Source organism: Bacillus sp. FJAT-14266, assembly GCF_001719225.1.
Taxonomy (GTDB): domain Bacteria; phylum Bacillota; class Bacilli; order Bacillales; family Bacillaceae; genus Bacillus; species Bacillus subtilis.
Window position 1 is genome coordinate 3669864 of the sequence record NZ_CP017072.1, and the last position, 23976, is coordinate 3693839.

The 23976-nt window shown below is 42.4% G+C and carries 27 protein-coding genes and 1 pseudogene; 15 read left to right on the forward strand and 13 right to left on the reverse strand.

What is annotated here, in order from left to right; all coding sequences use genetic code 11:
* Positions 1–142 precede the first annotated feature (142 nt).
* Together BGM23_RS18980 and BGM23_RS18985 are read right to left on the reverse strand one after the other, a co-directional pair.
* Positions 143–1404, reverse strand: a pseudogene (locus BGM23_RS18980) (glycosyl hydrolase family 18 protein).
* Positions 1405–1530: 126 nt separating this feature from the next.
* Positions 1531–2205 (reverse strand): GntR family transcriptional regulator, encoded by a 675-nt coding sequence (locus tag BGM23_RS18985; RefSeq protein WP_029725842.1) that lies wholly within the window; start codon positions 2203–2205, stop codon positions 1531–1533.
* Between the two features lie 248 nt (positions 2206–2453).
* Between BGM23_RS18985 and BGM23_RS18990 the strand changes: the two genes are divergently transcribed.
* Positions 2454–3191, forward strand: coding sequence for a sulfite exporter TauE/SafE family protein (locus BGM23_RS18990; RefSeq protein ID WP_003234130.1), 738 nt, complete (start codon positions 2454–2456; stop codon positions 3189–3191).
* Positions 3192–3226: 35 nt separating this feature from the next.
* On the opposite strand, the gene BGM23_RS18995 is transcribed toward BGM23_RS18990, so the two are convergent.
* Complete coding sequence (locus tag BGM23_RS18995) at positions 3227–4435, reverse strand: Bcr/CflA family efflux MFS transporter (RefSeq protein ID WP_015382899.1); 1209 nt, start codon at positions 4433–4435, stop codon at positions 3227–3229.
* Positions 4436–4746: 311 nt separating this feature from the next.
* Here BGM23_RS18995 and BGM23_RS19000 point away from each other — a divergent pair, with 311 nt between their 5' ends.
* Both BGM23_RS19000 and BGM23_RS19005 read left to right on the forward strand, forming a co-directional pair.
* Positions 4747–5241 carry a MarR family transcriptional regulator gene (locus tag BGM23_RS19000; protein WP_015252703.1) on the forward strand — a complete coding sequence of 165 codons (495 nt, stop codon included), beginning with the start codon at positions 4747–4749 and terminating at the stop codon, positions 5239–5241.
* A 15-nt stretch (positions 5242–5256) separates the two neighbouring features.
* The gene (locus BGM23_RS19005) at positions 5257–5886 is read left to right on the forward strand and encodes a nitroreductase family protein (protein ID WP_003234135.1); all 630 of its coding nucleotides are present in this window, start codon (positions 5257–5259) and stop codon (positions 5884–5886) included.
* Positions 5887–6033: 147 nt separating this feature from the next.
* On the opposite strand, the gene BGM23_RS19010 is transcribed toward BGM23_RS19005, so the two are convergent.
* Together BGM23_RS19010 and BGM23_RS19015 are read right to left on the reverse strand one after the other, a co-directional pair.
* Positions 6034–8691, reverse strand: coding sequence for an MMPL family transporter (locus BGM23_RS19010; protein ID WP_046664253.1), 2658 nt, complete (start codon positions 8689–8691; stop codon positions 6034–6036).
* Positions 8688–9146, reverse strand: coding sequence for a MarR family transcriptional regulator (locus BGM23_RS19015; protein WP_003242874.1), 459 nt, complete (start codon positions 9144–9146; stop codon positions 8688–8690). Before BGM23_RS19015 ends, BGM23_RS19010 begins: the two co-directional genes overlap by 4 nt.
* A 168-nt stretch (positions 9147–9314) precedes the next feature.
* On the opposite strand from BGM23_RS19015, the gene dinB reads away from it, so the two are divergent.
* The 3 genes from dinB to vmlR all read left to right on the forward strand — a co-directional run bounded on the left by dinB (position 9315) and on the right by vmlR (position 13342).
* Positions 9315–9833: a damage-inducible protein DinB gene (gene dinB, locus BGM23_RS19020; protein ID WP_014478997.1), complete on the forward strand. Its 519-nt coding sequence runs from the start codon at positions 9315–9317 to the stop codon at positions 9831–9833.
* A 171-nt stretch (positions 9834–10004) separates the two neighbouring features.
* A complete protein-coding gene (locus BGM23_RS19025; RefSeq protein ID WP_014475969.1) occupies positions 10005–11381 on the forward strand; it encodes an amino acid permease in 1377 nt (458 codons plus the stop codon).
* A gap of 317 nt (positions 11382–11698) precedes the next feature.
* Complete coding sequence (gene vmlR / locus BGM23_RS19030) at positions 11699–13342, forward strand: ABC-F type ribosomal protection protein VmlR (RefSeq protein WP_046664255.1); 1644 nt, start codon at positions 11699–11701, stop codon at positions 13340–13342.
* 161 nt (positions 13343–13503) lie between these two features.
* Here vmlR and BGM23_RS19035 read toward each other — a convergent pair whose 3' ends face one another.
* The 3 genes from BGM23_RS19035 to BGM23_RS19045 form a co-directional block, all read right to left on the reverse strand.
* Positions 13504–13977 carry a GNAT family N-acetyltransferase gene (locus BGM23_RS19035; protein WP_038427447.1) on the reverse strand — a complete coding sequence of 158 codons (474 nt, stop codon included), beginning with the start codon at positions 13975–13977 and terminating at the stop codon, positions 13504–13506.
* A 163-nt stretch (positions 13978–14140) separates the two neighbouring features.
* On the reverse strand, positions 14141–14485 hold the full coding sequence (locus BGM23_RS19040) for a DoxX family protein (protein ID WP_038427445.1): 345 nt from the start codon (positions 14483–14485) through the stop codon (positions 14141–14143).
* Positions 14482–15081, reverse strand: coding sequence for a TetR/AcrR family transcriptional regulator (locus BGM23_RS19045; protein ID WP_038427443.1), 600 nt, complete (start codon positions 15079–15081; stop codon positions 14482–14484). The genes BGM23_RS19040 and BGM23_RS19045 overlap by 4 nt, the downstream gene beginning before the upstream one ends.
* A gap of 355 nt (positions 15082–15436) precedes the next feature.
* Here BGM23_RS19045 and BGM23_RS19050 point away from each other — a divergent pair, with 355 nt between their 5' ends.
* Genes BGM23_RS19050 through cotP form a run of 3 tightly spaced genes read left to right on the forward strand, consistent with a single transcriptional unit; the run spans position 15437 to position 16409 of the window.
* Complete coding sequence (locus BGM23_RS19050; protein WP_003243854.1) at positions 15437–15709, forward strand: spore germination protein; 273 nt, start codon at positions 15437–15439, stop codon at positions 15707–15709.
* 13 nt (positions 15710–15722) lie between these two features.
* Positions 15723–15965, forward strand: coding sequence for a spore germination protein (locus BGM23_RS19055; RefSeq protein WP_003234151.1), 243 nt, complete (start codon positions 15723–15725; stop codon positions 15963–15965).
* 12 nt (positions 15966–15977) lie between these two features.
* Entirely contained in the window at positions 15978–16409 is a 432-nt protein-coding gene (cotP, locus tag BGM23_RS19060; protein ID WP_003234154.1) for a spore coat protein CotP, read from the forward strand.
* A 14-nt stretch (positions 16410–16423) separates the two neighbouring features.
* On the opposite strand, the gene BGM23_RS19065 is transcribed toward cotP, so the two are convergent.
* Entirely contained in the window at positions 16424–17131 is a 708-nt protein-coding gene (locus BGM23_RS19065) for a DUF421 domain-containing protein (protein ID WP_003234156.1), read from the reverse strand.
* Between the two features lie 208 nt (positions 17132–17339).
* On the opposite strand from BGM23_RS19065, the gene BGM23_RS19070 reads away from it, so the two are divergent.
* The 4 genes from BGM23_RS19070 (at position 17340) to BGM23_RS19085 (ending at position 19043) form a co-directional block, all read left to right on the forward strand.
* Positions 17340–17921: a DUF421 domain-containing protein gene (locus BGM23_RS19070; protein ID WP_003234158.1), complete on the forward strand. Its 582-nt coding sequence runs from the start codon at positions 17340–17342 to the stop codon at positions 17919–17921.
* Positions 17922–18044: 123 nt separating this feature from the next.
* A complete protein-coding gene (locus BGM23_RS19075; RefSeq protein WP_003244212.1) occupies positions 18045–18275 on the forward strand; it encodes a spore germination protein in 231 nt (76 codons plus the stop codon).
* A gap of 33 nt (positions 18276–18308) precedes the next feature.
* Positions 18309–18602, forward strand: coding sequence for a hypothetical protein (locus tag BGM23_RS22040; RefSeq protein ID WP_009969672.1), 294 nt, complete (start codon positions 18309–18311; stop codon positions 18600–18602).
* Between the two features lie 204 nt (positions 18603–18806).
* Entirely contained in the window at positions 18807–19043 is a 237-nt protein-coding gene (locus BGM23_RS19085) for a spore germination protein (protein ID WP_003244342.1), read from the forward strand.
* A gap of 39 nt (positions 19044–19082) precedes the next feature.
* Here the strand turns inward: BGM23_RS19085 and BGM23_RS19090 are convergent, their stop codons facing one another.
* The 4 genes from BGM23_RS19090 to BGM23_RS19105 form a co-directional block, all read right to left on the reverse strand.
* Positions 19083–19421, reverse strand: a complete 339-nt coding sequence (locus tag BGM23_RS19090; protein ID WP_046664257.1) for a thioredoxin family protein — start codon at positions 19419–19421, stop codon at positions 19083–19085.
* A gap of 185 nt (positions 19422–19606) precedes the next feature.
* Positions 19607–19996 carry a DoxX family protein gene (locus BGM23_RS19095; protein ID WP_003234169.1) on the reverse strand — a complete coding sequence of 130 codons (390 nt, stop codon included), beginning with the start codon at positions 19994–19996 and terminating at the stop codon, positions 19607–19609.
* A gap of 101 nt (positions 19997–20097) precedes the next feature.
* A complete protein-coding gene (locus BGM23_RS19100) occupies positions 20098–21036 on the reverse strand; it encodes a ring-cleaving dioxygenase (RefSeq protein WP_033883506.1) in 939 nt (312 codons plus the stop codon).
* 15 nt (positions 21037–21051) lie between these two features.
* Entirely contained in the window at positions 21052–21672 is a 621-nt protein-coding gene (locus BGM23_RS19105) for a nitroreductase family protein (protein ID WP_038427437.1), read from the reverse strand.
* A gap of 477 nt (positions 21673–22149) precedes the next feature.
* Between BGM23_RS19105 and mneP the strand changes: the two genes are divergently transcribed.
* Both mneP and BGM23_RS19115 read left to right on the forward strand, forming a co-directional pair.
* Complete coding sequence (mneP, locus tag BGM23_RS19110; RefSeq protein WP_015252717.1) at positions 22150–23043, forward strand: manganese transporter MneP; 894 nt, start codon at positions 22150–22152, stop codon at positions 23041–23043.
* 113 nt (positions 23044–23156) lie between these two features.
* Positions 23157–23969, forward strand: a complete 813-nt coding sequence (locus tag BGM23_RS19115) for a MerR family transcriptional regulator (RefSeq protein WP_038427434.1) — start codon at positions 23157–23159, stop codon at positions 23967–23969.
* Positions 23970–23976 lie beyond the last annotated feature (7 nt).

Below are 23976 nucleotides of genomic sequence, written 5' to 3' on the forward strand. Positions count from 1 at the left end.
ATCGTATTCTGACTCTTTGTTTAATCAGACTACTACTAATCGTAAAATGGGAACACAACCCATGCAAGGTACAAATGAATGAACTATTCTGCTGCTCTGGACTTAATCAAAAAAAAGACACCCCAGCTCTGGTGTCTTTTTTTTACACTTTTCTGATCGTAAAAAATTTCCGCAGAAGCCATGGGCCCGGTGTAAAGCCCAGCGTTAACTGCCAAGCGCCAATAGCCTGCAATCTGTATTCGCGGACGATCTGCATCTTCCGGCTCATGCTCCTGACATCCTCAAACCATACCTCATGCGTCCGCCCCTGCTGATCACTGTACCGGAAAAACGGTGATTGATATTCGGCTGAATATTGTATCGGGGCTTGGTACCTCATCGCTCTTTCGATTGCGTTTTGATTTGAAATCGCTGAAGCAACTGTGCCCGGCTGGTACGGGATGATCCAGTCGTACCCGTAGAGCGGGACTCCGATAATGATTTTTCTGCTCGGCACCTGCGCAATCGTAAACTCAATGGTTCTCCTTATTTCAGTAATCGGCGCTACAGGACCCGGCTCACTTCCGGCATGATGCCAATCATAAGCCATGATAAACATATAATTGACAACCGCTCCTATCCCCCGTAATCGTAGCCTCTCAGCCATGGAATATTATCACTTGTTTTTGCAGGAACAGCTATCGTCAGCACATACCCTCCCGCCTGAAGTCGATCTCTCAGCTGGCGTAAAAACCCAGTGAAAAGATCGCGATCCGCGGCGCTCACCTGCTCAAAATCGATTGTGACACCCCCATATCCCCTTGTGGAAACTAAGTTATAAATGTTGTTGACCAGATTGGTTCTCGCTGTTGGATTGTTCAGTACTTGGTGAACAATCTCCGTACTGAAGCCTCCTGATGTAAGGTTCGTTATTGTTGCCAGCGGCGTGACTCGCCTTTGCCAAGTTGTCTCAATAGCGGCCGCATCATTCAATTGGTTTGCAATGTCGCCGTTCGGTGCAATATGGTATTCGAAAATCGAAATCGAAGACGAGTATGGCGCATAATCATTGATTAATTCCCGATCGAGGTCTGGGTTACGGAGCACATAAAAACTCAATGTTCCCGCAATGTAATTTGAGATCGAAGGAATCGTTATTTTTGCTCCCGCTTGTAAAGCATTTGGGCTGATGCCCGGGTTTGCGGCCCGCAGCCGCTCTAAGGGAACAAATGCTTTTGCCGCAATGGCGGTCAGCGTGTCTCCCGGCTGAACCGTATATACATAAAGAGGGATAAGCAGAGCCTGCCCCGGCACGATATTTGTCTCATCTAAACCATTCACACCCCGTATTTGATCAACAGAAGCACCGTATCTTCTGCCTATGGAAAACAAAGAATCACCAGGCCCGACGATATGGATAAACATGTTTAACCCCCATTATTCGTTAGTCAATCCATCATAAAATCTTATTAACGGGGCCTCTTAGATATGTGGTGAATACATAAAAAAATACCAAGGGTTCTGCTCCCCCTTGGTACCGGATCATACAAATCAATTCTCTTTTCCTTCTTCAAGCACATGCTTCAAATGCTCACAGTCATGATTGAAATGAGCCAGCACATGCTGTTTGGCTGCTTCTTTGTTTTTCTTTTTCACTTCTTCAAATATCCTGCGGTGCTCACGCAGTATCGTTTCTGCACGGTGGTCGCCGGTATAATTAAGAATTCTGCAAAAATGAATCAGGTCATTTACATGCTCAAGCAAATTTTTCAAATGTCTGTTATGGCTGAAATCAACCAGCAACTCATGAAATTTTTGATTTAAACGAATGATTTCCGTATCTTTCGTGCCGTTGCGAATGGCTTTCTCTGTTTCTTCAAGCTGTTTTTCGAGTATGGTCAGCTCTTCTTCGTCCGCTTCGTCTATGACTAATTCGACTGCCAGCTGCTCCAGCGGAATTCTGATTTTATAAATCTCATCTACATCTTTTGCCGTTAACGACGTGATCGAAAACCCATTTCGGTCATCCGCTTTTAACAAACCATCTTTCTCAAGCAATCGCATGGCTTCCCTTATCGGAGAGCGGCTGACGCCAAAGCTTTTCGCCAGCTGTGTTTCGTTTATCCGTTCCCCAGGCTTAAAAGTCCCGTTGAAGATCATTTTTTTTAGCTGGTTATAAAATTGCAGGTAGTAGGGAGTCGGCTTATCTAATTTAAAATCGTCCATATATAATACCTCTTTTGAATATATTCAAGGGCTTTTCTTCATCAAAATCATATAACAGATGGTAATGGGAAGCAACAAACTGCCTTGTCAGATCCCTGAATTTGAGGTACGATATGTTTGCTGAACGACGGTCGACGGACTACTGGCAACTGAAAAAACGGCGTGTTTTTCTTCGTCAATAGGACACCATACCTCCGCCAGAATAGCGCACGATTACATTTTTACATCTTTTCAATGGAGGAAAAAATATGCTCATTATTCTTGTTATGTTTCTTCTAGGAATTATTTTAGGCTTTATTGGCGCCGGTGGAGCCGGCTTTGTCATTGCCCTTTTAACGCTTCTTTTCCATATCCCGATTCATACGGCTTTAGGCACTTCGCTTGCCGGCATGGCTTTTACAAGCTTATCAGGGGCATACAGCCACTATCGCGAGGGTAACATTCAAATGAAAATCGGCTTAATAGTCGGAGGCTTTGCTGCGGTTGGCTCATTTTTCGGCGCCAAGCTGACTTCTTTTATTCCGGCTGATTTGCTTCATTATTTGACGGCTGGAATGTTATTTTTATCAGCAATTCTCATTTTAATCAGATTATTTATTTTAAAAGAGAAGGCTCAAGTGAATCAAAGCACTCTTTCAACGTATACGAGAGCGGTCATCTTAGGAATTGCAGCCGGCGTTCTTTCCGGCACATTCGGCATTGGGTCGGCACCTTTTATTCAAATTGGTTTAATGATTATGCTGAATCTGTCCATTCGCCATTCTGTCGGAACGACGATGCTTGTGATCATCCCTCTGGCTGTAGGTGGAGGCATCGGGTATATCACAGAAGGTTTTGTTGATTACGTTTTGCTTGTCAAAGTTCTGGTCGGGACAATGTGCGGTGCCTATGTAGGCGCGAAATTCACCAACCTCATGCCAAAGGTGGTTTTGAAATCAGCCATCTTTTTGACTCCGGCGATTGCAGGCCTGCTGTTGTTATTCTAAATAAAACAAAAAACCTGACGTCATGTCAGGTTTTTTTATGAATTCTGCCCTACTCGTTCTTTCGTTAATCCAAAAAACGCCAGTGAGCCGATGACAGCTGTTACAAACATGATGGCTCCCATCGGAACGGCTGTTGTCTCATTAATGCCTACAAGCGGTGACACGATTGAACCGAGGAGCAGCGGGAGCATCCCAAGCAGCGCACTTGCACTTCCGGCGCGGTGCCCCTGCTTTTCCATGGCCAAGGTAAACGTGCTGGTCAGAACCATGCCGATCGTAATCATGTAAATGAAAATGGATATGACTAATGTAGCAAGAGGACCGTGAATCATGGTCATGGTTAATAGCACAGCCGTCGCAATCACAGCCGTAATGACCGCTATACGAAGCAGGCTTTTTTCATGAATGATTCCGCCAAAGCGCCCGATGATAAAGCTGCCCGATATAATCGCCAGCCCGTTAATGCCAAAAAGAATACTAAATACCTGCGGAGACACCCCGTAGATATCCTGGTATACAAAAGGCGTACCAGACACATATGCAAAGCTTCCCCCGTGAATAAATCCGACAGTTAACGCGTACCCCATAAAGGACCGATCCTTCAGCAGGCTGCCCATCGTTTTGACGGATGTTCCGATTGAGCTTGGAATCCGTTTTTCCGGCGGAAGCGTTTCTTTTAACCTCAATGCAATCAGAAGAACTAGTAAAAATCCGATGATCATGAGAACGTGAAAAATTGTATGCCACGTTGCGAACGGCAAAAGCAAAATGGCACCGCCTGTCATAGGCGCAACCATTGGCGCCACCGCGGTAATGACCATTAACAGCGAGAAAAATTTAGAAAGCTCTCTTCCGGTAAACACATCGCGGACGATTGCGCGAGACAGCACAAGCCCTGCAGAAGCAGTGAAGCCCTGTAAAAAACGCGCAGCCACTAAAGTTGTTATATTGGGCGACAGTGCACAAAACAGAGAAGATAACGCAAATAAAAAAATACAGATTAATAGCGGTTTTCGTCTTCCCTGCGCATCGCTGACCGGCCCGACAATCAGCTGGCCGATCGTAAGTCCGACCAGACAGGCTGTTAAACTTAACTGAACAAGTGAAGCACTTGCTGATAAATCTTCCGCGATTTCAGGAAAACTTGGCAAATACATATCTATATTAAGCGGGCCCAATATAGCAAGCATGCCGAGCAGAAACGCTAGTGCCAAGCGTTCTTTTCCAGTTGGATTGTGCAGCATGTTATCAAACCTTCCCTTCAACCTAGTCCCTTATATAATGGATGTCAGCTCCAACTATGGATTGAAGCTGTGAAACATTTGTATATTGTATCATAACTTTCAGCCTGTGAAAGCCGCTTGAGCATGGGCTCGGCAAAGTGATATTCCGAACACCTATAAATGGGAATGATGCAGGGAATCATCGTGACCAGCATCATCTGAAGAAGCGGCCAACTTTTTTTGCTAAGTTCTAGCCTAGCGAATTTTATACGCTGGGAGGTTTTTCTAGAGTGCAAATGGCTTGCAAGATGAAATCAATCGTTGTATATTAATTGACGTGTCAATCATTGATATATCAATTAATAGTTTTGACAGGAAAGAAGGGATGGGTTTTGGCGTCATTTTGTTCAGAGGAAGCCGAGATTTTATATCAGCTGCAAGGCGTGAACAAGGTGATTGGCGTGAAGTTCGAGGCATGCACGGGCATCAGCCAATCTCGTTTGGAATTGCTGACATTGCTTTATCATGCAGATGAGATCAGTCAAAGCGACCTTCAAAAGAAAGTAAATATCGATAGCGCAGCCGTTACCAGACACCTGAAACAGCTGGAAGCTAAAGGCATGGTATCAAGGCGGCGCAAGCCTGAGGACAACCGCATCACCCTTGTTCGGTTAACAGACCAAGGAAGAGAGCGAATTGAGTCTTCTAAGAAGGAAAAGGAGCGTTTCATGAAGGAAATGCTCGCAAATGTAAGCGCAGAAGAACGCCGCCTGCTCATTGATGTGCTGGCGCGCATGCGAAACAATATAAATAATATCGAAGCTTAAGAGGAGTGTATCAACATGATCAAAACAAACGATTTTATGGAAATTATGAAAGGCCGCCGTTCTATCCGCAACTATGATCCGGCAGTAAAAATCAGCAAAGAAGAAATGACAGAGATCTTAGAGGAAGCAACAACTGCGCCATCTTCTGTTAACGCGCAGCCATGGCGTTTTCTTGTCATTGACAGCCCGGAAGGAAAAGAAAAGCTCGCACCGCTTGCAAGCTTTAACCAAACACAGGTCACAACATCATCTGCTGTCATCGCTGTATTTGCAGACATGAACAATGCAGACTACTTAGAAGAAATCTATTCAAAAGCCGTGGAACTTGGTTACATGCCGCAGGAGGTCAAAGACAGACAAATCGCCGCGCTGACCGCACATTTTGAAAAGCTTCCGGCACAGGTCAACCGTGAAACGATCCTGATTGATGGAGGTCTTGTTTCCATGCAGCTGATGCTGACTGCACGCGCGCATGGCTACGATACAAACCCGATCGGCGGATACGATAAAGAAAACATCGCGGAAACCTTCGGATTAGATAAAGAACGTTATGTACCGGTTATGCTACTTTCTATCGGAAAAGCAGCAGACGAAGGCTATGCTTCCTACCGTCTGCCGATTGATACAATTGCAGAATGGAAATAAAACAAAGAGCCCGGGAATGTTTTCCGGGCTCTTTGTTTTTAAGTACAGCCGCCGTTTGATCGTCTGACCTTTTTTGGGTAACACGTCTGAAGTTCGTCGTTTAGATCATGAAAAAAGAGTGATGACCATTCATCACTCTTCTCTCGATTACTCTTTTCCTTTCTTCCTGCCGAACGGCCACCAGTTTCCTTCTCCAAAGGTCGCAATGATTGCCGGGATGAAGAGCGGAAGAATGACAAGGCCGTAAAGCAAGAGCCCGATGATGATAACACTTGCCACCTGCATCAGGGTATTGACACCTGAAGGCATCATCGCCGCGAACGTACCGGCCAATATAATGGCAGCTGTAATAATGACAGATCCCATTTTGCTCATTGACCTGACGACACCTTGCTCAATGCCAAGGTGCACCTCTTCCTTAAATCGATCCAGCAAGAAGATTGAATAATCTACCCCTAACGCGATCAAGATGACAAAGCTGAAGAATGGCACTGCCCAGCTGACACCCGCGTTTCCTAAGCCGTTTACAAAAATTAATTCTGTTATGGATATCGACGTATAGTACGTCAGCAGCAATGACGCGATCATATAAATCGGCATGATCATTGAGCGGAACAAAATGGTTAACACGATAAACAGGCCTATAATCATAATCACCATTGTTCTGGAGAAGTCCGTTGTGGACAGCTCTTTTAAGTCCGCGTTCATACTCGTGACCCCGCCGTATACGATCTGTGCATCCTCCAAAGGAGTGCCGTCAACTTCGTTTGCGACAGCTTTTTTGATTTGGTTTATTGTCGCAATAGCATGTTCTGAGTACGGATTTGAATCCAGAACGACACTTAATTGAACACCTTTGCCGTCTGCAAAGGAATACTGGTCAATTGACTTCTTAAAGTCTTTGTCCTTCATTACTTGACCAGGAATGAATATGCCTGTATCTCTTACAGTTGAACTTTTGCTCATGTCCTCTAACATATCACTGGAAGCTGTAATACCGTCAGAGACTTTCGTCAGGCCCTCATTTGCGCTTTTTACGCCTTCGGACAGCTTCTTCAGGCTTTCTGTCAGGGTTCCAGCTTGTGCCTGCTGGCCTGAGAGCTGTTGGTTTGCTTGTTCAAGGCCGGTTTGAATCTGGCCAAGCTGTCCGCTTATTGCCGTAAGCTGCTGCACGGTCTGTGCGGTATTGCCGGTTTGGGAAATCTGTTTGCTCACAAGCTGCAGCTGCTGATTGATTTTGCCCAAGCCATCTGCCGCATCGCCCAGTGAACCGCCAGACCCTCCATTTGAGGCCGAGCCGGTTTGCCCTGCCATTTGATTCAATCCGTTTTCTATATCCGTTAATCCGCTTTGGACATCGGCAATCCCTTTTACCGTCTTATCCAGCCCGTCTGATACCGATCCTAGCTGGTTATCAATATATAAATCTTTGATTTTTTCACCAGTCGGCTGCGTAATGGTCATAACAGAGTCAACATGATCAACTTTCTCGATCGCTTTGCTGATATTTCCTAGATAGGGGATTGTATCAGCTGTTGTAAGATCTTTGTCTCCTTTTACGACAACATTGATCGGGAACGCTTTTCCTTCCCCGAATCCATCCTTAATGGCCTCGAGAGCTTTTATAGATTTATAATCGCTGCTGATTTCCGCAGTTGAGTCGAATGAAATCTGGTCATCATAGGTCAAGATGAACGGAAGCGTAATCACCACCGTGATGACAATGAACAGAAACGGACGCGCAACGGAGTGTCTGCCGAGAAACGCCCATAGTTTGTTATCACTGTGTGACAGCACTTTCTTAGAAGGCCAGAATAATTTTTCACCCAGCGTCACCATAAATAATGGCAGCAGTGTGTAGAGGATGATCATTAAAATTCCCACACCGACTGCTACCCCTACTGCGGATTGGAAAATCGCAAACTTCGCAAATCCTAAGGCGGAAAATCCGATCAATACCGCAAATCCGCTGATAAATAAGGTTTTTCCCCCTGTGCGGTAAGCGATAAGCGCCGCTTCTTTTTTATCATGCCCGTTTGCCAATTCTTCACGGAACCGTGTAAGAAGCAGTATGCAGTAATCTGTTCCAATGCCGAACAGGATCGCAACTAAGAAGGTTTGCGTAAACGTCGAGATAGGAAAATCAACATTGTATACAAGGATGCCCAGTATAGATTGACTGATCAGATAAGAAAAACCGACAACCACAATCGGGATAAAAGGCGTCACAACAGATCGGAACACGATCAACAGTAAACCGATGATCAGGCAGACTGTTATCACTTCCGTTTTCTTAAGCCCTTCCTCTGAGCTGTGAGCGAAATCCTGGTTGATAAGGGAAGCTCCCGTAATATAAGCCGTCAAATCATCAGGAACGATTTGATAAATCTCGTCCGCGATTTTTTCCGCCTTTTTATCAGAACCTGTAATCGTGATAGGCATGAGAACGGTTTTCTTGTCTTTCGACATCAACTGGTCTTTGACTTCTTTTTCCGCTGACAGAGGAGATGTTACCTCTTCTACACCGTCGATCTTTTTGATTTTATCAATCATTATCCGGAGCTGATTCTCTGTTTCTTTCTTTATAGCGTTGTCTAATGTAAAGACAACACTGATCGAATTATTGTCTTCTCCCGCTTGTTTTAAAATGGCGTTTGCCCTTTCTGAAACAGCATCAGCGGGAAGCTGGGCCTGCCCCTTTTGATTGGCCAGCTCCGTTAAGTTCGGAGAAAACAAACTCAAAACGACGGTAAGTGCTAATACTATGGCTGCAATTGCCCACTTGAATTTGATGATTGCTCTCATTCGGCAGAATCTCCTCCTTTAAATTTGCTTTTTAAAATGGTGAATATCTCGATGATGGAATGTAAGTGTTCCTCATCTATATCATCAATCAGCGGTTTGAGCGCGTTAAAGATGGCTGAATCTAATTCTTCTAGTATGTGTTCACCACTGGGTGTAATGTTAATAAGCTTAGAGCGCCTATCACTTTTTTCCGGACAGTCGTCCCATTGAACCAATCCCTTTTCGAGCAGCTTTTTCAGTCTGTTAGAGATCGCGCTCTTATGTACATTTTGGTACATGGCCAGGCTGCCGGGAGAGGTTGGGCCCTTGACTTTTAAAATTTTCAACAGGTCTGCCTGTTCCCTTGAGATATGCTTGAAGACATCCTGATTGATTTCACGATGTACAAATTCTGTCCCTTCAAGCAGGACTTCCACAAACAGGTTTATCGCCTGACATAGCTTTTGTTCATTCAATATCTTCCCCTCCTCATTATAGTTTACCCCGCTAAACTTTATGTTCAATGTCAATTAGTTTATTCCTCTAAACTATATATGTCAACAAATTTTATTTTTGAGCACTCTATATAAGAACTCATGTTCGTGTATAATGGAAGCTATACACACGAAAGGGGGAATTTTAACATGTCAGATTTTGCATTCAAATTGTATGAATATAACGTCTGGGCCAATCAACAAATATTCAACCGATTAAAAGAGCTTCCAAAAGAGGTATACCATCAAGAAATTCAAAGCGTGTTTCCGTCAATATCCCATGTATTGTCTCATGTTTATCTTTCTGATCTCGGCTGGATTGAAGTGTTTTCCGGCAAAACCTTGAGCGATGCGTTGGCTTTAGCTGAACAGCTTAAAGAACAGACAGAGGCTAAAGAAATAGAGGAAATGGAAGACCTTTTTCTGAGGTTATCCGAGCGCTATATACTATTTTTACAGCAAAAAGAACAGCTCAATAAGCCACTCCAGATTCAGAATCCCTCAAGCGGAATCATGAAAACAACTGTTTCCGAACTGCTTCCCCACGTTGTCAACCACGGGACATACCACCGTGGCAATATCACAGCAATGCTGCGGCAGGCAGGCTACGCATCCGCACCGACAGATTACGGGCTCTACCTGTTTATGAAAAAAACTGAAAAAGCATAAGAAAGCGGCTCCCTAAATGGAGCCGCTTTTTTCGGGAAATAGTCCAAATCACATTAAAATTCTTTTCATCAATCCTTTTTTAGTAAAAAAGATAGAAATTTTAGTGTTATAATAATCATTAAAAATAGATTGCTGACTCAATAAACAATTTTCAATGGAGGAACACATAAAGTGACAGACGACATGACGAAAGACAATATAAATCAGCAAACGTTGCAGAGAGGCTTGAAAAACAGGCATATCCAGCTCATCGCCATCGGTGGAGCCATTGGGACAGGCTTATTTCTCGGCTCGGGCAAATCGATTCATTTTGCCGGACCTTCGATTTTATTTGCTTATATGATCACAGGGATCATTTGCTTTTTAATTATGAGATCGCTGGGTGAACTGCTGTTATCAAACTTGAACTATCACTCTTTTGTGGATTTTGTACAAGACTACCTAGGCGATATGGCAGCATTTATCACCGGCTGGACATATTGGTTCTGCTGGATTTCCATTGCGATGGCTGATCTGACAGCAGTCGGGCTCTACACTCAATATTGGCTCCCGGGTGTGCCGCAATGGGTGCCTGGCTTAATCGCTCTTATTATTTTACTGATTATGAATCTGGCGACAGTCAAGCTTTTTGGAGAATTAGAATTTTGGTTTGCTTTGATTAAAGTCATTGCCATTTTGGCGTTAATCGTCATTGGCCTTGTGATGATTTTCAAAGGCTTTTCCACAAGCTCAGGAGTGTCCAGCTTCACAAACCTCTGGAGCCACGGAGGCCTGTTCCCGAATGGCATGCACGGGTTTATCCTCTCGTTCCAGATGGTTGTGTTTGCTTTTGTCGGCATTGAGCTTGTCGGGCTTACGGCCGGTGAAACAGAAAATCCTGAAAAAGTAATCCCTAAGGCGATCAACAATATTCCTGTCCGTGTGCTGCTTTTTTATATCGGGGCTCTTCTCGTGATTATGAGCATCTATCCTTGGGATGTCATCAATCCCAGCGAAAGCCCATTCGTACAAGTATTTGTCGCGGTTGGCATCGTCGGGGCTGCAAGTATTATCAACTTTGTTGTATTGACTTCCGCTGCTTCAGCATGCAACAGCGCTGTATTCAGTACAAGCCGTATGGTCTATTCCCTGGCGAAAGATCACAATGCGCCTGAGTCAATGGCGAAACTGACTCAGCGTAAAGTGCCTAGAAATGCTTTATTCTTTTCAGCTATCGTGATTTTAATCGGTGTTACGTTAAACTACATCATGCCAGAAGGCGTATTCACCCTGATCACAAGTATTTCAACCGTATGCTTTATCTATATTTGGGGGATTACGGTCATCTGCCATATGAAATACCGCAAAACAAGACCTGAATTAGCGAAAACAAACAAGTTTAAGCTTCCGCTTTATCCGTTTACAAATTACCTGATTCTTGCGTTCCTGGCGTTTGTTCTGGTTGTGCTGGCACTGGCACAGGATACTCGTGTTTCCTTATTTGTCACACCGGTTTGGTTTATTTTGCTGATTGTAATTTATAAAGTGAGAAAAGCGAAGCATCAATAACACTCGAAACTCCTGCCTCAAAAATGAGAGCAGGAGTTTTTTGATGAAAATGACCTTTGCTTTTGAATTTGAAGGTATGCTATAGTGTTTGTAATCAAAACAAGAAGGGATGATGGGTGGACAATGATTAACTAATCTTATTTTTACCGTTTGAAATCAATATTTCAAATCAAAAAATAGGATTAGTCTGCCCATTTTCTATATATACGACCTGCTATTTATAAAAAATAGCTTATTTGATCATGCACAGGCACGGCTAATCCTTCCAACACATTTGGGAGGATTTTTTTATTCTCCCTTTAAAGCGAGGGATATGGATGAAAGAGATCGTAACATTAACAAACGTTAGCTATGAAGTGAAGGATCTGACTGTTTTTAAAAATATAAATGCCAGTGTTCAGCAAGGAGATATCATTGGAATTATCGGCAAAAACGGCGCTGGGAAATCTACGCTGCTGCACCTCATTCACAATGACTTAGCCCCTTCCCAGGGTCAAATCCTTCGAAAGGATATAAAACTGGCTTTGGTTGAACAGGAAACAGCGGCATATTCCTTTGCGGATCAGACACCTGCCGAAAAGAAGTTACTGGAGAAATGGCATGTGCCTCTTCGTGATTTTCATCAGTTAAGCGGCGGTGAAAAACTAAAAGCGCGGCTGGCGAAAGGACTATCAGAGGATGCAGATCTGCTGCTGTTAGATGAACCGACAAACCACCTTGATGAAAAAAGCTTGCAATTTCTCATCCAACAGCTGAAACATTATAACGGCACTGTGATTCTCGTTTCTCACGATCGATATTTTTTAGACGAAGCCGCAACAAAAATATGGTCGCTTGAGGATCAGACGCTGATTGAATTCAAAGGGAATTACTCCGGGTATATGAAGTTCCGGGAGAAGAAAAGACTCACCCAGCAGCGTGAATATGAAAAGCAGCAAAAAATGGTTGAACGGATTGAAGCACAAATGAATGAGCTCGCTTCTTGGTCGGAAAAAGCCCATGCTCAATCGACGAAAAAGGAAGGGTTTAAAGAATATCACCGGGTAAAAGCGAAGCGTACGGATGCCCAGATAAAATCCAAGCAGAAGCGGCTTGAAAAAGAGCTGGAAAAAGCAAAGGCAAAACCCGTTACCCCAGAATATACAGTCCGCTTTTCAATCGATACAACCCACAAAACAGGAAAACGTTTTTTAGAAGTTCAGAATGTAACAAAAGCGTTTGAAGAAAGGACCCTCTTTAAAAACGCAAACTTTACGATTCAGCACGGCGAAAAGGTTGCGATCATAGGCCCCAATGGCAGCGGAAAAACGACATTACTGAACATCATTCTGGGACAGGAAACAGCAGAAGGAAGTGTATGGGTGTCGCCGTCCGCAAACATCGGCTATTTAACGCAGGAGGTGTTTGATTTGCCTTTAGAACAAACACCGGAAGAGTTATTTGAGAATGAAACATTCAAAGCAAGGGGGCACGTTCAAAATCTGATGAGGCACTTAGGTTTTACAGCCGCCCAATGGACTGAACCGATCAAGCATATGAGTATGGGTGAGCGTGTAAAGATCAAGCTGATGGCCTATATTCTGGAGGAAAAAGACGTGCTGATTTTAGATGAGCCGACAAACCATCTCGACCTGCCGTCACGCGAACAGCTGGAAGAAACACTGTCACAATACAGCGGCACATTGCTGGCGGTTTCACATGACCGATACTTTCTCGAAAAAACAACAAACAGTAAACTCGTCATCTCAAACAACGGCATCGAAAAGCAGTTAAACGACGCTCCTTCAGAAAGAAATGAGCGGGAGGAGCTTCGGTTAAAGCTTGAGACAGAAAGACAAGAAGTGCTGGGAAAGCTCAGTTTTATGACGCCAAATGATAAAGGGTATAAGGAGCTTGATCAGGCTTTCAATGAGCTTACGAAACGAATAAAAGAGCTGGATCATCAAGACAAAAAAGACTGAGGGAGAAAGTTCAAGCGGCATTGAAAAGGACAACAGCTGTTGTCCTTTTTTCTTTATATGTTCAAGCCTTCCCATGACCTTAATGTTTCTAATGATGACTTATAGTACCCTGCCACTGCTTCCAGATAGGCATCTTGTGTTTGGGTAACGTAAGCGACTTTTCAGCATAGCTGTTTCCGCATACGTATATTGGTCAAGGCATAGCCCATCTTCTGATAAAGATAGACGGCTGTCTCGTTGTGTGCAAATACATGTAGAGCCAGCCTTTCCGCACCAAGCTCTCTTGCTCTTTCATCAAGTGTTTGAAGCGCCAATTGAGCAAGTCCTTTTCCGCGAAAGGCTTCATACAATCCAAAGGAATAGATAAACGCTTCCTTTTGCGGATGAAACGGATCAGCATACAGCCAGAGCCAGCCCATTCTTTCCCCTTGGTCATTTGTGATGTTCCAAAAATAATGATTGCTGCTGTCTCGCCCATTCGGAACCATGTTCTCATATGCCTGCTCCGATTTCTCAAACGCCTCTTTTTCCGTCCAAGTTCCTGACGTTATGTTTTGTTTCGCATAATTTTGCACGGACATCCCGCGAAAGGCTTCGAACTCTTCCTCAGTCATGTCTTCCAAAGTGAATGCCATCCTGTATTCCTCCTTTATAAAAAAAGCCCAGCTGACACCGGACGAATAACGCAGAAATGGAGCTCTATTTTACTGATTCAGTTAATTCCTGGACTTTCTATTATTCGATAAGAAAAGGAGATTTCCTGCAAATGGACTTGTTCTTAAACAATAGTGAAAAAGCTTACGTGTAACTCCCCATGATGATCATGATAGAAACAATCAAACAGATTATCGCTGGTATCGTCATGATGACCGATTGTCTTGCTCGAAACGTATGCGCATGAATGGCTCCCGCCATGAGAACGACAAACAGAACACCTGCTCCAATCGCTGCATACCGATTCCAAATTCCCGCTGTCATAGCAAGTGCCCCGGCTATTTCGAGAATGCCGGTAACAGTCAGAAACCATAATGGATATTGATAATGCCGCCAATGCTCAACTTGAAAGGGAACACGGCTTACCTTTATGATGCCTCCCGCAAGCATAAAAACTGCCAAACTGACTTTCAGAATAATAGATATCATCTTACGTCATTCCCTTTCGGAAGCATCCCGTATATCAAAAGATTCACAACCTCTGTTGCGAGGCTTGCCGGATCTTTGATTCCGGTTAACAAAAATGAATCGGTTAAATGTTCAATCATGCCGACCAAACACTCAGCGACAGTTTCCATATCCAGTTCAGAGTGAAAATAGCCAAGCCGCTGTTCTGCTTCTAAGTTCTCTTTCAAAACCATCGCCAAGTCTTTTTTCATTTGTTTTGCTTCCGGGTTAAGAAAAAAGCCGATCTTGGTTAAATCCTTGTCCTCAGCCAGACATTGAAAAACAGATTCCAAAGCAGACAGCACCCGTTTTGTCACATCCTCCGTGTTTAATCCGTTTTCCAGAAGAAGTGACTCTGTCAGCTTTTTGACCCGAGAGTGAAAATCGGTGATTAACTCGGCAAAGATGGCTTCTTTGCTTTGAAAGTACAGGTAAAATGAAGGCTGTGTGAACCCAGCTTTTTTTACAATCTCACTTATCTTCGTGTCATGGAATCCCCGAATCGAAAATTCATTAGCGGCAGCTTTGAGTAACCGTTTCCGGCTTTCTTCTCCTTTACGTCCTTTTTTATTTTTCAACGAGGACCCCCCCCAAAAATAATACTCGCTAGTAATGTTACTAACGAGTATTATTTCATGGCATTAGCTTCATTGTCAATGATTTCAAACTGATCCTGTTTGCCAGCTTTCTTTATTAAAGGGTCTCATGCATTTCGAATAACTGAATCAATTCATTGCTTCCTATATCAATGGCTTTTCATTCACTGATAAGTATTTGCCAAATAGATTGACATTCAGGCTGTGACAAACTTTATTCTTTTTTTCTAACGAGCATCACTCCAGGGCCAGATAGAGTTTTGCCCGTAAATGCAAGGAACAATTGGGTGCAGCGGCGCATAATGTACTGTACAGAAAGATGGAAGGGTGTGATGGGATGCCGTCTACAGTAATCAACCTATATTATTTGAAGATCAACAGTATTTCGGGCAATGGTTCAATTACAATAGGCGAAGCTGCTTATAACAGCCCTACCAACAATCAAAAATCTCAAGGGACCAACTCTTCTTTCGGTGATACATCACCTACAGAATCCGTAATGGAAAACTTCTTAAACGATCCTGATGTAAATGACCAGACATCTATCGGCAACTCTGATACATCCAACGTTAATGCTCCTCCGATTGCACCACCGCCAATTTTAGATTAAAGGGGTTTCGTCTATGCCATATCAAATTAATATCGCAAATATTAAGATCAACGGCGTCACGCAAAACGGAAATATAGATGTCGGTCCGACTGTGCACAACAGCCATACTGCGAACAGCAAATATTTTGGAGCAAACTTTTCCTTAGGGGATCTTTCGCCTACGTCTTCACTTTTAAACACTGGAAATATTGATTCAGACGTTAGTGACCAAGACCAAATCGGAAACCCTTCTGCGCCGATTTCAAATCAAATTTAAGGAGAATCTCATATGGATTTCGAAAAAATTCGAAAGTGGCTTGAGATTACGAATGAATATAAACAAAGTGACTTTTGGACAAATGTGCTCAAATATAAAGCCCCGGAACATTTTTTTGATTCCGAAGCTTCTACGTTTGTTTACGACTTTTATCAAGATGAGGAATATAATTTTATCATTGTGGAAATGCCCGGTGTGTATGAGGAAGAATTAACGATCCGTTTACTGTCTAAAACCCAGCTGCTGATCAAAGGAACGATCACGCCTGTTTTTCCAGCCGAAATGGAAGTGCTGCGTGAACGGTATTACGGAGAAATTGAGCGAATCATTCAGCTTCCCGAAGCCGCTGAAACTCATTTGTTACAGATTCAGCTGTTAAACGGGCTTCTGCATATTTCGTACCCAAGACAAGTTGAAACCGTTGCGTTCAATAAGGGGCTTTAAGATTGATTGTTCCTTCATTCCTTATCCATAGGGACTGATATATGGTCTTTATATTGATCCACATAAATATCCCCATTACCCAGCAGCACTGCGTACACGGTCTCTTTCACCTTTATGTCTCTTTTTCGCAATTCTTCCAAAAGCCAGGATTCCGTCAAACGATTCTGCTTTAAATTATTCTCAATGATTTCTCCGTCCATAATAAGTTCTATCGGAAGCCTTTGTTCTTGGTTTACCGCAATCATTAAATCCTGTTTGGTCACATGCCGGAATTGCGGTTTTCTTAACACAGTCAGCTGACCATTCGTTTCAAGAATGGCAAAAAGAACTTCTTCGATATTAAATATTTCTTTTTCCCGTAATTGCTGATTTAAATAATCAAGTGTGTAACGCATTTTCCTCATATTTGATTCAAGTATCTTCCCGTTTTGAATCAGCACTGTTGGATCTCCGGCAAAAAATTTCCTCAGCTTCCTGTTCTTTATCGACAGAAACGAAATTAGAAAAATGGTTAGCACAAAAATACTAAACGAAATGGCCATATTGTGCGGTTTTATTGAAGTATTGTAAGCTAATCCGGCAGCAATCGCCCCTAGTGTGATCGCCGCAATAAAATCAAAAATCGTCATTTGAGAGATTGTCTGTTTGCCTAAAATTCGTTCTGCGATTAACAGCAAGCCAAAGCTGGCAACCGTTCTAATGACAACTTCAAGTTCAATCATGTTATGGCGCTCCCCGCTTCCCAGATTGTTTCGGCCAAAAAACTCCTGTTGCTATCATTGTTTGGCTTAATATATCCATCTATACCAAAAATATTGTTCGGTTCAGGACAGAATGAACCGACTGCCTTTCGGATATATTAAATTGCGATTGGCCGGAAGAAAAGCCAATCCCATGACAAATCTAATTCATCATTGGTCAGGTGGTAGCATGAATTTCACTTGGGAATCTCTTGTTCTCATTGTAGCCGGGGTCATTTTGCTGAGAATTTCAGGAAGGAAATCAATCGCACAAATGACGTCGACTCAAACGGTTGTCATGATTTCGATCGGAACTATTATCGTTCAGCCAATCATCGAGTACAGCCTCTTCAAAACATTAATTGCAGCGGCAATTTTCACAAGCACACTCATCGTTATGGAATGGATCCAAATGAAATCGAACACCATTGAAAAGATGTTAACCGGAAAAGCAAAAATCGTCATTGAAAACGGACAGCTTCATATCGAAAACTTAAAGAAGATGAGACTTACAGCTGACCAGCTTGAAATGCAGCTAAGGCTTCACGGCGTTACGGCTATACAAGATGTCAAAATTGCGACATTAGAGGCAAACGGGCAATTAGGAATAGAATTAACTGATGACGCCAAGCCTTTAACAGTCAGGGATCTGAAAAAACTCATTCACCCCGATTTCATAAATAAGGACGGACAAGCCCAGTCTGGCAATCAGAATATTTTTGATGAAGTTGGCAAAAAAAATAAAAAAAACGTCCCTAAAAAGCTGCATTAACAAAAGGCGCTTGTGGCATTTTGCAGGTTTTTGTCTCTTACTGAAAGTTTTTTCCGTTTTGTTTAAGCAACTGCTGCTCACACACCATATTGTATAAACAGTCATAACAGAGAGGAGAGATGAATGATGAAATTCCCAGTTTATATTCATTCGATATCCGGGAACAGCGTTTTTAATAACGGATTTGCAGTTTCCATCAGCCCGTTCTCTGTGTCTAAAACAACAGAGGGTTCCGGTGGGAGTAATACAGGTTTGGTTTTTGAATCCAATGCTTTAAGCCAAACAAGCTCCGCCAATCAAGCCCAAAATGTAACATATGCGATCCAAGAGCTGCTTTCCAAGCTTTTAGCGTAAAAATTAAGAAATAAACACTTCATGAGGTGCCGTATGGCTTTTCCAATTATTCACACGAACTTTTGGGATGCTGTGATAGCTGTTCCAATCATCATATTGATAACCCAAATCCTCAAAATATTATTGAAAATCCCCAAAACATTTGTACCGTCAGTTGCCTTAATAACAGGCCTTGTCATTTCTGTTTTCATAAGCCATCGACACAGCCTCTTTTCTGGCGTATTTATGGGCTGGTTTTATGGCTACGCTGCTATAGGCTCCTACTCATCATTAAAAACGACCATCTTATCCTTCAGGCAAACGAAAAACGATACATCAAATTCATAGATGACATATAACGATCTGCCGCCTCTTTATCAGGCGGCTTTATTTCTGCTGATAGGTTGATCATCTTCAAAAGATGATCATTCACTCGCTATTATTTTTACCATTATGTTGATGCAATGATATAAAAACGCAATATCATAGAAGTAAATAGACTGCCAGCGTCCTCTATGACGGCTACTTCTGAGTGAAAGGAGTTTTTGAAGCATGCGATCTCAAATCAACATCTCAAATCTCACGATAAATGGAATGACACAAAACGCCAATACAGATATCGGACAAAACTTGCAAAACAGCCATACTGCGAACAGCAAAAATTACGGAGTGAATTTCACATTAGGAGATTACTCTCCTTCTCATTCAATTATTATTTCAGCAAGTTGTGATAATGATACAAGTGATCAAGGGCAGGTTGATAACCCTTCTTCGCCTAGTGAAGAATAAAAAAAGAACTCATTTGAGTTCTTTTTTTGCCTTATTCCTTTATTCGCCTTCATATAATCGATAAACCCTTTTCAGCTTTTGTTCAAGCTGTTCAAAATGAACAAAACGGGCTTCTCTTAGAAACTCAGTCCCATCAATGAACAAAAGAAGCACAGGAACGGTGAAAACTGAAAATCTGCCGGCGACCTCTGCTGAATCGTCAGCATTGATATGCCCCAATTTGATGTTTGGAAACTGATCCAATACTATTCTGAGCTGGGGCAGAACTGCGTGACATACTGTACAGGCAGGCCTTGATATATAAATAAAACTGAATTTGTGCTGTTTGATAAAGTTTTCTATAGAAACTAATGAATGTAATTCTGTCATCTCTTTCATCCATTTACTCCTTCAAATAGGTCTGTTTTTCATGACCAAGCTCATCAATACGTATCATTCACTATACAGATTTTTATTTATGATATCCGCTTTTTTGCTTTGCAGAGTACCTGCAAGCTTGCCGAAAATGTCAAAATAAAAGAACAGTTACTGACAAGCAGCAACTGTTCTTACATACTTTCGTATTAAAAATGCAAAGCGTAAGCTCCTGAACCGATGAGTGCAACCCCTATGGAAACTGCAATGAGCACCAGGTTATATTCAAAACCTCCGGCGCCATTCGCAAAACCTTTCGCTCCATGGACTTTTACGATAGCACCTAACATGATGATCGTTATGATAGCAGCTCCAAGCGGGAGGAATACGCCTAAAATAAATAGAATTCCGCTTACTAACTCCCCAAGACCTGATAGAGCGGCCGCAACGTTTCCTGGTTTCACCCCAATTGATTCGAACCATTGTCCGGTTCCTTTAATCCCGTATCCGCCAAACCAGCCGAATAATTTTTGTGTGCCATAAAACAAAAACACCACACCAATCATTATACGAATAAGCAACAGTCCTGCATCTTCCATTTGTATCTCTCCTCATCTTTGATTTTATCTGATTCTTTGCTGACAGTACCATCCAGCAATCATCAATTGAATATATGTTTCTTTATTTTTTATGTGTCAAATCAATCTAACTCTCTTACTTCAAACGGCAGCAGCCCTTGTTCAATTTGTGTGCGATGCGGTTCATATTGCACAGGCAGCATCAGTTTTTCGCCCATTGTTTCCTGTGTTTCATCATGTGCAAAGCCCGGGGGATCAGTTGCGATTTCAAACAGGATTTCCCCGTGTTCCCTGAAGTAAATGGCATTAAAGTAGTTTCTATCCCGAACAGGAGTTACACCATATCCGTGGGAAGCAATATATCTTTGCCAATCTAACTGATCTTCATCATCGTTAGCCCGCCAAGCGATGTGATGCACCGTTCCGGCCCCCATTTGCCCGCGGCCAATAGGCGTTAACTTAAGGTCAATCACATTTCCGATATCACCGGCGGAACGATAACGAACGAAGTCTCCTTCTTTGCCGACTCGCTCCAGCCCCATGATGTTTTCTAAAAGGTCAGCGGTTTTGTCAGGCTGCGCTGATAATAGGGTTGCACCCCCAAAACCTTTAATGGCAACATCGGGCGTTACATCTCCGAAAGTCCACGTATTAGCCTCTCCTTCTTCTCTTTCCACGATTTCTAAGTGCAGTCCATGAGGATCATCAAATTCTACATATTGTTCCCCAAAGCGCTCGATTTTGGTGTAGGGAACGTTGAACTTTTCTAGTCTCTTTTCCCAAAATGCCATAGCCCCTTTCGGCACGACATACGAAGTCACGCCAACTTGACCGTCTCCAATGACGCCTTGGCGGGCTCCGGCCCACGGAAAGAAGGTAATGATTGTTCCCGGCTTCCCGCCTTCATTCCCAAAATAAAGATGATACGTACCTGGGTCATCAAAATTGACAGTTTGCTTGACCAAACGAAGCCCAAGCACTCCTGCGTAGAAATCTGTGTTCTCTTGAGGGTGACCGACAATCGCTGTAATATGATGAATTCCCATCGTTTTTTTCGCCATTTTTATCCGCTCCTTTTACATATACTCAACAAACTCATTCACAGGCTTCCGGTAGCCGCGCGGTCTTCTGCTCTCTGTTTTTTCTTTTCCAATCGTAATCATCATGACAACCTCAAATTGGTCGTCTATGTTCAAAATCCGTTTTACGGCTTCCGCATCAAAGCCGATCATCGGGCAGGTATCCCAGCCTTTTTCCTTAGCACTCAGCATAAACATCATCGCCGAAAGTGAAGCATTCCTTATCGCCTCATCTCTCTTAAATTGTTCTCCCCTGTTTTCATAAAACGAAACGGTGTCTTGCACCATGTGGTCATACTCTTGCTTATTTAATATCCCCAATACCTTTAAACCTTCATAGATATCGGCCGCTTGTTGATATGCCTGCTTATCCCCTAATACCAAGAGAACCGCAGAAGAGCTAACCACTTTATATTGTCCGTTTGCAGCCTGCTTCAGCTTTTCTTTTACGTCCGGGTCGAGAACCGTCACATATTTTGTATGCTGCAAATTAAAAGCCGATGGTGCCAATGCAACCAATTCAAACATTTCATTGAGGTCTTCTTTTGTGATTGGATGACCTGAAAGAAAATTGCTTGCAGATCGTCTTTCATTGACTAAATGTGTAAATTCAGCCATTACGATACACTCCCTTTTATCTCGAATTCGAGATATTTTATTATAAAAAATCCATATTGAATATTGTGTAAAAGAAATGACAACGGATTGAACACTTAGAGATGCGCTTGATCGCTGATCTTTCCGACCAAATATCTCAAATTAAAATATCTTGAATATGAGATAATAGTAAAATACAGATCTTCTCATGTCAATAGGTTTTTGAAAATTAGGTGGAAATTTTTCACTGACGGCAGCATTTTAATAGCGAATCATCACTGTTGTTACATAAGAACTCATTTGTTTGCTGTATGACCTTTTTAGCATAGCTCCAACTTTTTTTCTGTCACCTTATTTATTAGTAAACAGGAAACAACGTTGCTATAGACCCACTCGAAATTGAATTGGTATGATAAACAAAGTGATTACACAGGAAAGGATACGGAGAGCGTATATAGAGCACTCCTATTTTTTTGTGCAGTTTTATAGGAGGAAAAAATGGCAAGTGAAAGAGAACAAATAAGCAGAAAAGTTGCTTTGATTGCATTGATCGCCAATCTGATCTTAATGGCAGGAAAGGTCTTTTTTGGGCTGGTAGGCGATAGTGAAGCCGTGTTTGCAGACGGAATACATTCCGCGGCAGATGTCGTTGCTTCGATTGCAGTCTTGGCAGTGATCGGAATTTCCAATAAACCGCCCGATCAAGACCATCCTTTTGGTCACGGAAAAGCTGAAGTCATTAGTGAGGCGATTGTAGGAATTATCTTAGTGATCGTATCCGTTTATATCCTCATAGAAGCGATTCTGTCCTTTGTTAAAGGGCCAAGCGTTCCCCAATACAGCGCATTGTTTGCGGCTCTGATTTCGTACGTGGCTAAGGAAATCTTATATCGTTATTCTATAAAGCAAGGGGAAAAATGGAACAGCAAAGCGATTATAGCGATTGCGTACGATCATAAAGGCGATATCGTTGCCTCTCTTGCCGCTTTTATCGGCGTCCTGTTGGCTATCATCGGAAACACCCGCGGATGGTCCTATCTGTTGTACGCCGATGCCATTGCCAGTGCAATCGTTGCTTACCTCATTTTTAAGATTTCAATGGAATTAATCAGGCCGTCTGTTGATGTGCTCATGGAAAAGAGTGTTGATCCCGAGCTGATAGAGGAATATAAAGCTGTTATTTTTCAATGTGATCAAGTAAAACGAATTGATAGAATCCGCGCGCGAGAACATGGCCACTATAAATTGCTTGATGTCCGTTTATCTTTGGATCATGATTTGACAATTAAGCAGGGACACGACATTGCCCGCGAAATTCGGAATGAAATCAAAAGACAGTTTTCAGATGTAGAAGAAGTGCTCATCCATGTAAATCCTTATTTCGAAGAATGAAAAGCTCCTTTTTAGAAGGAGTTTTTTCTTTTTGCTGCAAACTTTACCTTTAGAACTCGCCCGTACTATATAATGTGGATGTATATAATCATAGGGACAGAAAGGTTGTTAGAATGAAGGAATTTTTTTCGATTGGAGAAGTGTCAAGGTTATTCAATGTGAAAATCTCTGCTCTTCGGTATTATGATGAAATCGGCCTTTTGAAACCGGAATATAAAGATGGGCAAACGAACTATAGATATTATTCTACCCAACAGTTTGAGCGGCTGGATACCATCAAGTATTTGAGGGCCCTAGGCCTGCCAATCAATAAGCTTCTTGATTTTTATAACTCTCAAAATACAAACACTCTTCTTCATTTACTAAAAAGCCAGCAGGCTGAAATTGATCGCAAAAAGAAAGAATTGGAACGCATTGAACGAAAGATCTCCCGACGCATCACACATATAGAAGATGCCGTTAACATGCCGTTACATCAAATTACAAAAATCAAACTTCCCGCAATGCGTGTGGCTTACTTGCAGCATGAATATGTTCTCGGCCATGATATCGAACATTCGTTAGCTGAATTGAGAACCCACCTGAATGTGAACGAAGATATATTCATAGGCAAGATCGGTTTATCCATATCAGCAGCAAATGTGAAAGCAAAACAGTTTGACAAATATTCCAGTATATTTATGATTCTTGAAGATGAAAATGAAAAAACTTCTTCAGAAATCATCTTTCCTTCAAGAGAATATCTGCAAATTAGGTTTAAAGGGTCACATCCAGAAGCCGAACCATACTACAAAAAATTACTGGCATATATGAAAGAACATCATTATGAAGTAGCAGGGGACTCAATCGAAATCACACTCATTGATTATGGCATTACGAATAACCTAGATAATTACGTGACTGAAATCCTGCTGCCCATCAAATAATCTCATG

What these genes read in the sequence shown, in the direction of transcription:
- BGM23_RS18985 (WP_029725842.1), bottom strand. Translation starts at nt 2,205, where the DNA reads ATGGACGATTTTAAATTAGATAAGCCGACTCCCTACTACCTGCAATTT.
- BGM23_RS19055 (WP_003234151.1), top strand. Translation starts at nt 15,723, where the DNA reads ATGCCATATCAAATTAATATCGCAAATATTAAGATCAACGGCGTCACG.
- BGM23_RS19010 (WP_046664253.1), bottom strand. Translation starts at nt 8,691, where the DNA reads ATGAGAGCAATCATCAAATTCAAGTGGGCAATTGCAGCCATAGTATTA.
- BGM23_RS19070 (WP_003234158.1), top strand. Translation starts at nt 17,340, where the DNA reads ATGAATTTCACTTGGGAATCTCTTGTTCTCATTGTAGCCGGGGTCATT.
- BGM23_RS19065 (WP_003234156.1), bottom strand. Translation starts at nt 17,131, where the DNA reads ATGATTGAACTTGAAGTTGTCATTAGAACGGTTGCCAGCTTTGGCTTG.
- BGM23_RS19050 (WP_003243854.1), top strand. Translation starts at nt 15,437, where the DNA reads ATGCCGTCTACAGTAATCAACCTATATTATTTGAAGATCAACAGTATT.
- mneP (WP_015252717.1), top strand. Translation starts at nt 22,150, where the DNA reads ATGGCAAGTGAAAGAGAACAAATAAGCAGAAAAGTTGCTTTGATTGCA.
- BGM23_RS22040 (WP_009969672.1), top strand. Translation starts at nt 18,309, where the DNA reads ATGGCTTTTCCAATTATTCACACGAACTTTTGGGATGCTGTGATAGCT.
- BGM23_RS18990 (WP_003234130.1), top strand. Translation starts at nt 2,454, where the DNA reads ATGCTCATTATTCTTGTTATGTTTCTTCTAGGAATTATTTTAGGCTTT.
- BGM23_RS19005 (WP_003234135.1), top strand. Translation starts at nt 5,257, where the DNA reads ATGATCAAAACAAACGATTTTATGGAAATTATGAAAGGCCGCCGTTCT.
- BGM23_RS19100 (WP_033883506.1), bottom strand. Translation starts at nt 21,036, where the DNA reads ATGGCGAAAAAAACGATGGGAATTCATCATATTACAGCGATTGTCGGT.
- BGM23_RS19115 (WP_038427434.1), top strand. Translation starts at nt 23,157, where the DNA reads ATGAAGGAATTTTTTTCGATTGGAGAAGTGTCAAGGTTATTCAATGTG.
- BGM23_RS19105 (WP_038427437.1), bottom strand. Translation starts at nt 21,672, where the DNA reads ATGGCTGAATTTACACATTTAGTCAATGAAAGACGATCTGCAAGCAAT.
- BGM23_RS19035 (WP_038427447.1), bottom strand. Translation starts at nt 13,977, where the DNA reads ATGGCATTCACTTTGGAAGACATGACTGAGGAAGAGTTCGAAGCCTTT.
- vmlR (WP_046664255.1), top strand. Translation starts at nt 11,699, where the DNA reads ATGAAAGAGATCGTAACATTAACAAACGTTAGCTATGAAGTGAAGGAT.
- BGM23_RS19075 (WP_003244212.1), top strand. Translation starts at nt 18,045, where the DNA reads ATGATGAAATTCCCAGTTTATATTCATTCGATATCCGGGAACAGCGTT.
- BGM23_RS19095 (WP_003234169.1), bottom strand. Translation starts at nt 19,996, where the DNA reads ATGGAAGATGCAGGACTGTTGCTTATTCGTATAATGATTGGTGTGGTG.
- BGM23_RS18995 (WP_015382899.1), bottom strand. Translation starts at nt 4,435, where the DNA reads ATGCTGCACAATCCAACTGGAAAAGAACGCTTGGCACTAGCGTTTCTG.
- BGM23_RS19040 (WP_038427445.1), bottom strand. Translation starts at nt 14,485, where the DNA reads ATGATATCTATTATTCTGAAAGTCAGTTTGGCAGTTTTTATGCTTGCG.
- BGM23_RS19090 (WP_046664257.1), bottom strand. Translation starts at nt 19,421, where the DNA reads ATGAAAGAGATGACAGAATTACATTCATTAGTTTCTATAGAAAACTTT.
- cotP (WP_003234154.1), top strand. Translation starts at nt 15,978, where the DNA reads ATGGATTTCGAAAAAATTCGAAAGTGGCTTGAGATTACGAATGAATAT.
- BGM23_RS19085 (WP_003244342.1), top strand. Translation starts at nt 18,807, where the DNA reads ATGCGATCTCAAATCAACATCTCAAATCTCACGATAAATGGAATGACA.
- dinB (WP_014478997.1), top strand. Translation starts at nt 9,315, where the DNA reads ATGTCAGATTTTGCATTCAAATTGTATGAATATAACGTCTGGGCCAAT.